We start from the raw sequence: 10,757 nt of genomic DNA on the forward strand, positions 1-10,757 counted from the left end.
CTCCTCGGCCTGCCACCGGACTCGGAAAGAACGTTCTCAGACTCGGTCATGTCGGTGCACTCCAAAAAGAATTCCGCGGGCGAGGAAGAACAAGAGAGGGCCAAGGAGGGACGGGCGGACCTGCGAGCGGTCAGGACAGCGGCCGGCTTCCGTACAGGAACGGCTGGTCATAGCTGCGCTGCACATGCGAAAGCGCCTGAATCAGGTCGGAGGAGGTGACGGGACGGGAACGGCGGCCGCCCACGAGATGGGCGATGGGCAGCGACCCGGTGTCGGCCCAGCGCAGCCAGCCGTCGCCGTCGATGTAACTGCGGCTGCGACCGGCGTTGTCCGGGTGGAGACAGTAGGGAATGTCGAGGTAGCCGCACTTGAACGCGAGCAGCAGGGCCTGGCCGAGGTCCGGGTGGCTGTTGAGCACCGCGTCGACGAGCGAACGCGCTTCGGCGTACGTCTGCGAATCGCGCGCGTCGTCCTGTGGCGCCGGGTGCGCCGTGGACCCCGTGATCCGGCCGGGCGCCGCGCGCCGGGCCGCCCGCGCCACCCGGTCGGCGTGCTCCAGCGCGGTGACGTTCTCCTCGATGGTGGGGATGCGGCGGGATTCGGCGACGGTCTTGACGATCAGACGCTCCGAGCCGGTCGTGACCGCGAGTTCGGCGGCCTCCCCGAGCAGCCGGTAGCAGCCTTCGGGGGTCGTGGGGTAGACGCCCATGTAGGCGTAGATGACCACGTGCCAGTCGGCGTCGGGCAGCAGCTCGGCGCACAGCCTGCGCAGCGCGCGCACCGCCTCGACGTCCTGGGCACCGCTGGTCTGCTGGGCGTAGCTCACCGACACGTCGCCGATCCCGAGCCGGTGGAAGAACAGCGCCTCCAGGACGCTCACCGCGACCAGCATGCTCGGCGGGCACAGCTGGCCCAGCATGCAGCCGCCGAAGGTCTCGATGTGGGGGCTCGCGCCCCATTCGGCGAGCCGTGCGAACAGGGCGGTGCTGCGTTCCCAGTTGCGCATCGACTCGTCCAGCGGGGTACGCCCGTACGGCAGGCAGTAGGAGACGGGGCCGCCCTCGGTGGCGCTGAGCCCGGCCCGCATCAGAGCGGCGAAAATGTCGAAGGGGACGGCGGAGCCGTGCCGGACCTGCACGGGAAAATCGTCGTCGTGCAGGCCCCGCAGCACCGCGCGGGTGGTCTCGACGTCGTAGCTGACGATGGGGAAGCCGTTGAGGCCGATGCCCTCGCTCAGCGCGGTGTCGATCGCCGCGAGATCCCCGATACGGGTGTAACTGTCCAGGGTGAGCGTCCCGACGGTGGTGGCGTCGGCGCTGCGGGTGGCCAGCAGGCCCTCGCGCATGGCTCCGGGATCACCGAAGCCCATCCGGGGCTGCACGACGAGCCGGCCGGCCCGGTGCGCGCGACGGACGAACGCGCCGAAGTCGCCGACCGGGGCATCCGGTGCGGCGGTGGCGGGCGCGGCCGGTGCGGACACGTGCACGAGCCGGCCGCCCGCCGGGGCGCCGGCGCCCGCGCGGCCGGCCGCCGAAGCTTCGGGCGTCAAAGCTTCGGGCGCGCCCGGGCCGGGCACGGGCCCATCGGCCATCTTGTGCCCCGGCGCCCCGGTGAAGCCGTCGCTCACGACAGCGCTCTCTGCGGTATGCCTTGAACGAAGTGCTTGAAGGAGGCGATTTCGCGGGCGTCGTCCTCGAAGACGCTGTTGAAGCCCGCGGCGACCAGTTCCGCCGCGTGGCCTCCGCCCTCGCCGCCCGTGATGCCGAGCTTGCCGCCGATCACGGCCGGCAGGTCCGCGAGCGCGCTTTCGCCGCGCACCTTCTTGATGACGCGCAGTCCGTCCTGGTGGCCGTGGCCGTTGACGCTGCTCAGGACGAGCATCGCGGGCGCGCGCTCCAGGCACTCCCGTACCAGCAGATCGTCGGGGACGCACGGGCCGAGGTTCACCACGTCGTACCCCAGCTCCTCGATCAGGAGCTGGAGGAACACCAGGTTCCAGGTGTGCGAGTCGGAGGCCACCCCGCTGACCAGGACCGTCGGGCGGGGCCCGGTCGTGTCCAGGGCGACCGGGCGCGCGCCGTCCGCGTCGGCGTGCTCCGTCAGCTCCCGCGCGGGTCCCGTCATGCCTGCCCTCCACCGGCCGTCGCCGAGCCGGCGCGCGGGGTTTCGGCGCTCAGCGGGGTCCGGCTGTGCTCGATGCGGGACGCGCAGACCACTTCGCCGCCGCGCACCAGCACCTCGGCGGGCGCGGGCCGGCCGAGGAACATCAGCAGGCTCGCGGTCGGGCCGTACGCCCCGGCGTTGGGGATGGTCAGGATGTCGCCGACACTGAGGTCCGGCAGATCCACCTGCCGGCCGAGCACATCGCCCGGCGTGCACAGCGGCCCCACCAGACTGGCGCGAAGCCCCGTCCCGTCCGCGATCTGCGCCGCCTGTTCGGACCCCTCGGGCTGGACGGCGACCGGCAGCAGGCGGCCGAGGCCCGACATCCCGCCGAAGGTGTTGATGCCGGCGTCCAGGATGACGAACGTACGGCCCCGGCTCTCCTTGATGTTGACCACCCGGGTCAGGAGCACCCCGCTGTCGCCCACCAGATAGCGGCCGGACTCGCACGCGAAGTGCGGGGTGCCCTGGCGCCACTCGGGGAACAGCTCGTCAAGGGTGGTCTCAAGGCGCTCGCGCAGCTTCTCGTACACCGGGCGCTCACCGGGCACGGCGTACGGCGCGGCGAACCCGCCGCCGATGTCGATGAAGCGCAGCGGCAGGCCGTGTTCCCGCTCCAGATCGGCCGCGACCGACAGGGTGTGCCGGAACTCGCCGACCAGGCTGTCCTCGTCCTTGGCGTTGCTGAGCGGGAAGAAGTGCGCCCCCGCGATCCGCGTGGAGGGCACCGCGCGCAGCCGGGGCAGCACTTCACCAAGGGTCTCGGCGTCGATGCCGAACTGCGAGGGCGTGCCGGTCATGCGGATGCTGGTGGTGGCACTGGCCGACGCGCTGTTGATACGCAGCAGACAGTCGGCCACCACGCCGTGGAGGGCGGCGGCGGCGCCCACGTGCTCCAGGTCGCTCAGGGACTCCACGGAGAACAGCCGCACCCCCGCGCCGATGGCGTCGACCAGCTCACCGTCGGTCTTGCCGGGACCGGTGTACAGGATCTGTGCGGGGTCGAACCCGGCCTCCACGGCGGCCGCCAACTCGCCCAGCGAACTGATCTCCGCCCGGCACACCCGGCCGTCGCCGGCGCCCAGGGCGCGCAGCACCTCCGGGTGCGGGTTGGCCTTGACCGCGCTGAACAGGGTGAACGGCTCGGGCAGTGCGTCGAGCAGGTCCTTGCGCGCCGCGGCGACCCGGTCCAGGTCGTACACGTACAGCGGAGTGCCGTACCGCTCGGCCAGTTCGGTGTAGCGCGTCACTGGTCGCTCCCGTCGAGCAGCTCGGCGAGCTGCTTCTTCTCGTTCTTGCCGTGCAGGGTGAGGGGGAAGTCGCTGAGCACCCGACAGGTCGCGGGGACCTTCTGCTGTTCGAGCCGGCGCGACAGTTCGCGCAGGATCGCGTGCGGCGCCAGATCGGACTCGACGAACAGCGCCAGGTCGTGCCGCTCCGACGGCGGCAGCACCGCGGCCTGGCGCACCCCGGGGATGTCCAGGGCGGCGGCCTCGATCTCGATGCTGCTCATCCGGATGCCCTTGCGCTTGAACATGTCGTCGCGCCGGCCCTGGAAGTACAGATAACCGTCCTCGTCCAGGAAGCCGTAGTCCCCCGTGTGCAGGTGCAGCTCACCGGTCGCCTCGTGGCGGCGGAAGGTGCGGGCGCTCACCTCGGGGTTGCGCCAGTAGCCGGGCATCACGTGCGGGCCCGCCACGACGATCTCACCGGACTCACCGGTGGGTACGGGCTCGCCGTCCTCACCGAGGATGAGGACCCGCGTGCCGGGCAGCGGCAGACCGACGGAGTCGGGCCGCTCTCGGTCCTGGCCGGGCGGCATGATGGAGACGCGCTTGCACTCGGTCTGGCCGAACTGCCGCACCACACGCACCCCGGGGAAGGCCGCGCGCAGCGTCTCGATGGTCGGCTGGGGCAGCGCGGCGCCGGTGTTGGTGAACATCCGCACCCGGGGCGCGGGGTTGTCGGACCGCTGCGCCAGGGTGGCGATCATGGTGGCGAGCGAGGGCACGATCGGGACGACGGTCGCGCCGCAGTCCCGGATGGCGCTCAGCAGCCGCAGATCCGACTCGCCGTCGGCCAGCACGATCTCGCTGCGCCCCACCGCGCACATCAACACCTTGTACAGGCCGTAGTCCCAGGACATCGGGAAGCGGCAGAAGACCACGTCGTCCGCGCGGTAGCCCAGGACCTCCACCATGGAGCGGGTGGCGAACGTCATCTGCGCGTGCGGGCAGATGACCGCCTTGGGGGCGGCCGTGCTGCCCGAGGTGTAGACGAGGACCGCGGGCTGGTCGGGGGCCACGTCGACCAGGGCCTGCGGGCGCGGCCCGCGGTCGGCGGTCTTCTCCACCTCGCTCCACACGCCGCCGAACGCGTGCACGGGGGCGGTGGTCACGTCCCGCAGCGTCTCGTACTGCGACTCGGTGCTGATGACGAGCGCGGGCTCGGCGTTCTCCAGTACCGAACGCAGGTGGAAGGCCTTCATGTTCGGGTTGAGCGGCACGAAGACGACTCCGCGCCGGGACGCGCCGTAGAACAGCGCGACCAGCTCCCGGTTGGTGGGCAGTTGTACGACCAGCCGGTCGCCGGGAGCGATGCCCCGCGCCTCGAGCCAGTCGGCGAAGGCGCGGCTGTACTCGTCGAGGCGGGCATAGCTCCACTGGCCCTCGGCGTCGCTGACCGCCGCCGACGAGGGCGTGGACGCCACGGCCTCGTCCAGCAGGGTGTGGACAAGACTGCCATGACTGTGGCCGGGCACGGTGTCCCCGTGTGCCGCGCCGGAAGAGCTGTCCAACGCTGTTCTCCTGTCAGGTCGTCGGCGTGCTGGTGGTGCGGGCCGGGCGGGCCGGCGCGTCATGCGTACGGGTCCGAGGGGCGGGCGCCGTCGCCAGCCGTTCCTCGGCGCGGGCCCGCAGCGCCCCGCGGTCGGTCTTGCGGTTGGAGTTGAGGGGGAATTCGTCGAGCCGCCAGTAGTGCCTGGGCGTCATGCCCTGCGGCAGGACCTCCCGCAGCTGCCGGGCGAAGGTGGCGGCCGGCACGTCGCGGCCGGTGTAGAAGACGGCCAGTTCGGTGCCCGAGGGGCCGGCCACATCCAGGGTCACGGCTTCAGTGACGCCTTCGCAGCCGCGCAGCGCGTGGTCGATCTCGGGGAGCTCCACGCGCCAGCCGGCGATCTGCACCTGGGAGTCGAGCCGCCCCAGGTACGCCAGTTCACCGCCCGGGGTGACACCGTCGCCGATGCGCCGCACGCGGTCGCCGGTGCGGTACCAGGTGCGGCCCTCGTGTTCGAGGAAGCGCCCGGCGTCGTCGGCGCGGTCCAGATAGCCGCGCGTCATCTGTGGCCCGGACACGCACAACTCACCCTCGGTGGCTGCGACTTCACCGCCAGAGCCGAGCAGCAGATGATCGTGGCCGCCGTTGACCTGGCCGATCGGTACCACGCCGTTGACCGCGATCCTCGCCGAACGCTCCGGCTCCCAGCGGTGTGCGGCGATCGTGATGGTCAGCTCGGTCGGGCCGTACAGGTTCTCCAGCGTCGAGTGCGGCGCGGCCGCCTGCCAGTCGGCGGCGTCCTGGCAGGTAAGCGCCTCACCGGCGAAGAAGCTCCAGCGAAGTCCGCGCAGCGCGCCGGGAGCCAGACCGCCGAGCCTGCGCACCAGTGGGATCGCGCTCGGCGTGGAGAACCACACCGTCATCCGGTTCTCCGCCACGAACGCAGGCATCGCGCGGTACGCGCCGGGCGGCGCCCAGAGCGCGGTCGCCCCCGCGCCCCAGGCACAGAACAGGTCGAACATCGCACAGTCGAAGTTGAGGTCGAAGGTCTGCGAGAAGACGTCGTGCGGTGTGAAGTCGTAGCGCTCGTCCTGGAGCCCGAAGTAGTGCGCGGCGCTCCCGTGGCTGATGGGCACGCCCTTGGGGCGGCCCGTGGAACCGGAAGTGAACAGCACATATGCCGCGTCGGCCGCACGGACCGCCCGCGGCGCGCTGAGGGCGCCGGCCGCATCCGGCACGATCCGTTCGACACCGGGGTGCGTGCGGGAACCCGACGCCGGGGCGAGCACGGGCAGCGTCCCCGCCGGCCCCGCCGCCTCGAAGGGCAGCTCGCCGTCCGGGCCGGGCGCCATCAGCTCCGGCAGTTGCGCCCACCCCGCGCCGTCGGCGATGACGGCGCCCACCCGCGCGGCCCGCACCATGCGCCGGGTGCGCGCCGTGGGGAAGCCGGGTTGCAGCGGCACGACGGTGGCACCCGCGTACAGCGCGGCGAGGATGCCGACGTACGCGTCGATGCCCTTGGCCGCGAGCACCGCCACGGTGCCGGGCGGCTTGCGCGCCGCGCGCAGCAGCCCGCCCGCCCACACCAGCGCCCGCTCGTGTGCCTGCTCATAGGTGATCGAGCCGTCCCCGACCCGGACCGCGTCATTGCGCGGCGCCAGGTCGAGCCCGCGCAGAAAACGCCCGTGCAGCGCCGCTTCGACGGCTGCGTCCACTGCTCCTCCTTCGATGCTCACCGCTGCGGGTCCCGGATGCCGGGGACTCAGGCGGCCTGCTCCTGGACGAGGCCGGACAGGACCTTCCACAGCACGCCGGGGCTCTGGAACGTCTCCTGGCCCAGGGCGTCGTCCTGGAAGCGCACGTCGTACGTCTGCTCAAGGGCCGCCAACAGCTCGACGATGCCGAGCGAGTCGAGGCCCAGGTCACGCAGGTTGGTGTCCTCGGCGAGCGCTTCGTCGGCGCCGAGGAACGGCAGGAACCCGCGCAGCAGGTCCTCGAACGTCTGGTCCCACATGGTGAATCGCCTTTCGTAGCAGGTGAGTTGAGAAAGAGTGCGGGGGAGGGGCCGGCGGACGTCAGGTTCGGGCGGGCCTGGGAAGCAGGGCGGTCCGTGGCGTGACCGGCACGACCTCGAAGTTGGCCGTGGTGCGCCGCACCCGGCCGAAGAGACTGTCCTGACCGGCCACGCACACGGTGGAGACACCGGCGCCGAGCAGCGCGTCCACGACCGCGGGCCAGCGCATCGGGCGCACACAGCTGTCCAGGAGCATGGTGCGCACTCCCTCGCCGGTGGTGATCAGCGCGCCGTCCTGGTCCGCGATGACGGGAAGCCGGGGGTCGGCGAACTCCAGCGGGCCGAAGACCTTCTCCTCGGCGCGCTCGCGCAGCCCCTCGAACGCCGAGCAGTGCATGGGTGGCCGCATCGAGTACAGCGACATGCCGCCAAGCGACCGCAGCCGGGGCTTGAGCCAGTCCAGGTTGTGCTCGCGCAGGGTGAGCATGTGGAAGTCGTCGTCGATGTAGCAGGAGATCTCATACGTCTCGCCACGCTCATCCAGCTCGGCCAGTACCTCGCGCAGCTTGTCCTCGGGCACCCGGACGAAGGAGTGGGTGACCAGATCCTTGAACTCCGCGCTGAAGTAGTCCTCCAGCAGACGCGCGAAGCCGGCGGTCGCACGGACGGCGTCGGCGAAGTCCAGGGCGCCGCTGAACGCGGCGGCCGGCTTCTCACCGAAACTCGGCCCCGTGCACACATCGGCCTCGATCCCCAGGGCGTGCCCGGCCCACTCGGCCAGGGCCAGCGAGTTGACCATGAAGGCGACCTGGGCGTACTCACTGTAGTCGCCCTCGGTCGTGCGGTAGCGCTCGAGCAGCGAGTACCCCAGCACCCGGTCGGCGGTGGCGATGAGCTTGCGGGCGAAGGGATTGATGACCATGAACTTGCCGACATCCGCGAAGGGAGTGGGCCCCATGCCGGGGAAGATCATCGCGGTGCCGGTACGGGAAGCGGCGGTCATGTGCACGGTCCCTTCGAGACGTACAGCCGTGAAGACATGAAGACATACGGGCGGGCGTTGGCGGGGATGGTGCGGCGGAGGGGACGGACCGGCGCCGGCACCGCGCGCGGGTCCGCGCGGGTACCGGCGGGACCGGTCCTACTCCTCGGGAGCGAGCAGCGCGCCGGTGGCGGACTCGCGCACCGTGATCGCGGACACCGGGCAGGTCTCCGCCGCGTCGAGCGCCGCCTCGTCCGGATCGGTCGTCGCCGTCCGGGGGAAGGACTTGCCCGACCTCAACTCGAAGTGGTCCGGCGCGTAGTTGGCGCACACCGAGGCGCCGATGCAGGCCGCCTGGTCGACGGCGATGGTCCAGCTGGTCACCACGTCACTCGCAGCTGCTTGGGACCGCGCACCAGCATGCCCTGCTTCCACACGACGCTGGTGTCCTCGGACTCGGCGAAGTCGAGTGAGGGGAAGCGCGCGATGAGCGTGCTCAGTACCGTCTGGAGCTCCATCCGGGCCAGCTGGGCGCCGAGACAGTGGTGCGGACCGTGACCGAAGCCGATGTGCGGGTTGTTCTCGCGGGTCACATCCAGCCGGTCGGGGTCCGTGAAGTACTCGGGGTCGCGGTTGGCCGAGGCAACCGAACCGAGCACCGGCTCACCGGCCTTCACCGTGATGTCGCCGAACTGTATGTCCTCCAGGGCGTACCGGGCGAACATCGCGGAGTAGTTGAGCGGGATCCAGCGCACCAGCTCCTCGACCGCCCTCGGCACCAACTCCGGGTTGGCGCACAGCAGTTCCCACTGGTCGCGGTGGCTGAGCAGAGCGTAGAGGAAGTTGGGGATCTGCGAGGCGGTGGTCTCGGTCCCGGTGATGAGCAGGCCACCGGTCACATGCATGACCAGCTCCTCCTCGCTCAGCCGGTCGCCGTCCTCGTCGCGCGTCTTGACCAGCGCGCCGAGCAGGTCCTCGGTGGGGTTGCGCCGGCGCTCGGCGACCAGTTCACCGATGTAGGCGAACAGCTCCTTGGCGTTGCGCTCCATCTCCTCCCACGGCAGCGCGGTGGTGGAGACCATCGCCTCCGACCAGACGCGCAGCTTGGGCCGGTCCGCCTCGGGCACGCCCAGCATCTCGGAGATGACCGTCACCGGCACGGGGATGGCGAAGTTCTCCACCATCTCGAAGGGCCCGCCCCGCGCCACCATCGTGTCCGCGAGTCCGTCCACGATCCGCTGGGTGTCCGCGCGCATCATCTCCACACGACGCCCCGTGAACGCCTTGGCGACCAGCTTGCGCAGCCGGGCGTGGTCCGGCGCGTCCATGCCGACCAGGCCGTCGTCCAGGTGCTCACCGGGGTGGGTGCGCGGCTGGTCACGCGTCCTTGCCATCGCCCGGCTGAAGCGGGGATCGGCCAGGACGGTGCGTACGTCCTGGTAGCGCGTGGCCAGCCAGGCGGGCTCGCCGATCGGGAACTGCACACGGCTCAGCGGTTCCTCCGCACGCAGCTTGGCGTACATCGGGTCGAGTGTGAGCCGGTCCGGTTCGCTGAACGGATATGCGCGAACCTCCTGAACAGTGGTCACCCGCGCGCCCCTTCCTGCAAGTCATTGAGTTCTTGGATGGTGCCGAGCTTTTTGAGCTCGTCGAGAAAACCGACCAGAACCGAGGTGAATCGCTCGGGTTCTTCGATGTGCGGCATGTGGCTCGAATCCTCGAAGATTTCCCAGCGGACATTCGGAATGCGGTCGAAATAGGGTTGTACGGTGGCCGGCGTCGCCTCGTCGTAACGCCCGCTGATCAACAACGTAGGCACCTCGATACGGGGCAGCAGATCCTCCACCGACCAGTCACGCAGAGAGCCGATGACATGGAATTCATTGGGCCCGTTCATCGCGTGATAAACGGTCGGATCGTCATTGATCTCCATGAAGGTGGCCAGATACTCCTTGGGCCACGGCAGCACACGGCAGACATGCCGGTCGTAGAACACCCGCATCGCCGCGAAGTACTCGTCGGTGTCCGTGGTGCCCGCCGCCTCGTGGCGCAGCAGCGTCGCCTGCACCTCGGGCGGCAGTTGCTCCCTGAGCACCTTCATCTCCTGGAGCCACAGGGGCATCGACGCCGGCGAATTGGCGATGACGAGGCCGCGCAGCCCGGCCGGCCGGTCGGCGGCGTGGGCCGCCGACAGCATCCCGCCCCAGGACTGGCCGAACAGCACATAGTTGTCGGCCACCCCGAGATGCCGGAGCAGGTTGTCCAGCTCGTCCCGGAAGAGCTGGACGGTCCAGAAGTCCACCGGGCTGTCCGGCAGCCGCGTGGAGCCGCCGTTGCCCAACTGGTCGTAGTGGACGACGGGCCAGCCGGCCTCCGCCAGGGCCGTCATGCCCAGCAGGTAGTCGTGCGTGCTGCCCGGGCCGCCGTGCAGGACGACGACGGGCGGCAGCCCGCAGCGCAGATCGCCGGTGACGCGGTACCAGGTCTTGTACGCGCCGAAAGGGGCGGACCCTTTGGTGGTCGGTGCGGTCGGTGTCGCGGGCATCTCCCACCCCAGGTCAATGTTTCGCAGCCTTCAACGGGGTGAACGCTATAGCAGCGGAGTAGTCCGCCAGACCCCTAGGGGCCCCTACGAGCCCTTAGTCCGATGAGTTCTTTGCTCACCCCTGGATACAGTGGTGGGGCAAGTGAACAAAAATTGTTTCCCTGCCCCTTCGATATATATGTAGGGGTCCTTCCGGGTGCCGCTAGTAGGGGTGGCTAGGGGGGGTGATGGGTGGTAGGCCGACAAGGGGCGCCCGTAGCGTTCGGATGGACAATCCG

10 protein-coding genes are annotated in these 10,757 nt (G+C 70.4%); all 10 read right to left on the bottom strand.

Annotation, left to right across the window (positions count from 1 at the left end; all coding sequences use genetic code 11):
- Positions 1-130: 130 nt before the first annotated feature.
- The 10 genes from ABR738_RS34995 to ABR738_RS35040 all read right to left on the bottom strand — a co-directional run bounded on the left by ABR738_RS34995 (position 131) and on the right by ABR738_RS35040 (position 10,479).
- Positions 131-1,591, bottom strand: a complete 1,461-nt coding sequence (locus ABR738_RS34995; RefSeq protein ID WP_350234877.1) for a methylaspartate mutase — start codon at positions 1,589-1,591, stop codon at positions 131-133.
- Positions 1,592-1,623: 32 nt separating this feature from the next.
- Entirely contained in the window at positions 1,624-2,124 is a 501-nt protein-coding gene (locus ABR738_RS35000) for a cobalamin B12-binding domain-containing protein (RefSeq protein WP_350233981.1), read from the bottom strand.
- A complete protein-coding gene (locus ABR738_RS35005) occupies positions 2,121-3,413 on the bottom strand; it encodes a type III PLP-dependent enzyme domain-containing protein (protein WP_350233982.1) in 1,293 nt (430 codons plus the stop codon). Before ABR738_RS35005 ends, ABR738_RS35000 begins: the two co-directional genes overlap by 4 nt.
- Positions 3,410-4,924 (bottom strand): AMP-binding protein, encoded by a 1,515-nt coding sequence (locus ABR738_RS35010; protein ID WP_350234878.1) that lies wholly within the window; start codon positions 4,922-4,924, stop codon positions 3,410-3,412. Before ABR738_RS35010 ends, ABR738_RS35005 begins: the two co-directional genes overlap by 4 nt.
- Before the next feature lie 49 nt (positions 4,925-4,973).
- The gene (locus tag ABR738_RS35015) at positions 4,974-6,653 is read right to left on the bottom strand and encodes an AMP-binding protein (protein WP_350233983.1); all 1,680 of its coding nucleotides are present in this window, start codon (positions 6,651-6,653) and stop codon (positions 4,974-4,976) included.
- A gap of 47 nt (positions 6,654-6,700) precedes the next feature.
- Positions 6,701-6,952, bottom strand: a complete 252-nt coding sequence (locus ABR738_RS35020) for a phosphopantetheine-binding protein (protein WP_350233984.1) — start codon at positions 6,950-6,952, stop codon at positions 6,701-6,703.
- A 61-nt stretch (positions 6,953-7,013) separates the two neighbouring features.
- The gene (locus tag ABR738_RS35025; protein WP_350233985.1) at positions 7,014-7,955 is read right to left on the bottom strand and encodes an ACP S-malonyltransferase; all 942 of its coding nucleotides are present in this window, start codon (positions 7,953-7,955) and stop codon (positions 7,014-7,016) included.
- A gap of 138 nt (positions 7,956-8,093) precedes the next feature.
- A complete protein-coding gene (locus ABR738_RS35030) occupies positions 8,094-8,321 on the bottom strand; it encodes a ferredoxin (protein ID WP_350233986.1) in 228 nt (75 codons plus the stop codon).
- Positions 8,315-9,523 (bottom strand): cytochrome P450, encoded by a 1,209-nt coding sequence (locus tag ABR738_RS35035; RefSeq protein WP_350233987.1) that lies wholly within the window; start codon positions 9,521-9,523, stop codon positions 8,315-8,317. Before ABR738_RS35035 ends, ABR738_RS35030 begins: the two co-directional genes overlap by 7 nt.
- On the bottom strand, positions 9,520-10,479 hold the full coding sequence (locus ABR738_RS35040) for a proline iminopeptidase-family hydrolase (protein WP_350233988.1): 960 nt from the start codon (positions 10,477-10,479) through the stop codon (positions 9,520-9,522). Before ABR738_RS35040 ends, ABR738_RS35035 begins: the two co-directional genes overlap by 4 nt.
- Between the last annotated feature and the right edge of the window lie 278 nt (positions 10,480-10,757).

Source organism: Streptomyces sp. Edi4, from assembly GCF_040253615.1.
Classification (GTDB): Bacteria; Actinomycetota; Actinomycetes; order Streptomycetales; family Streptomycetaceae; genus Streptomyces.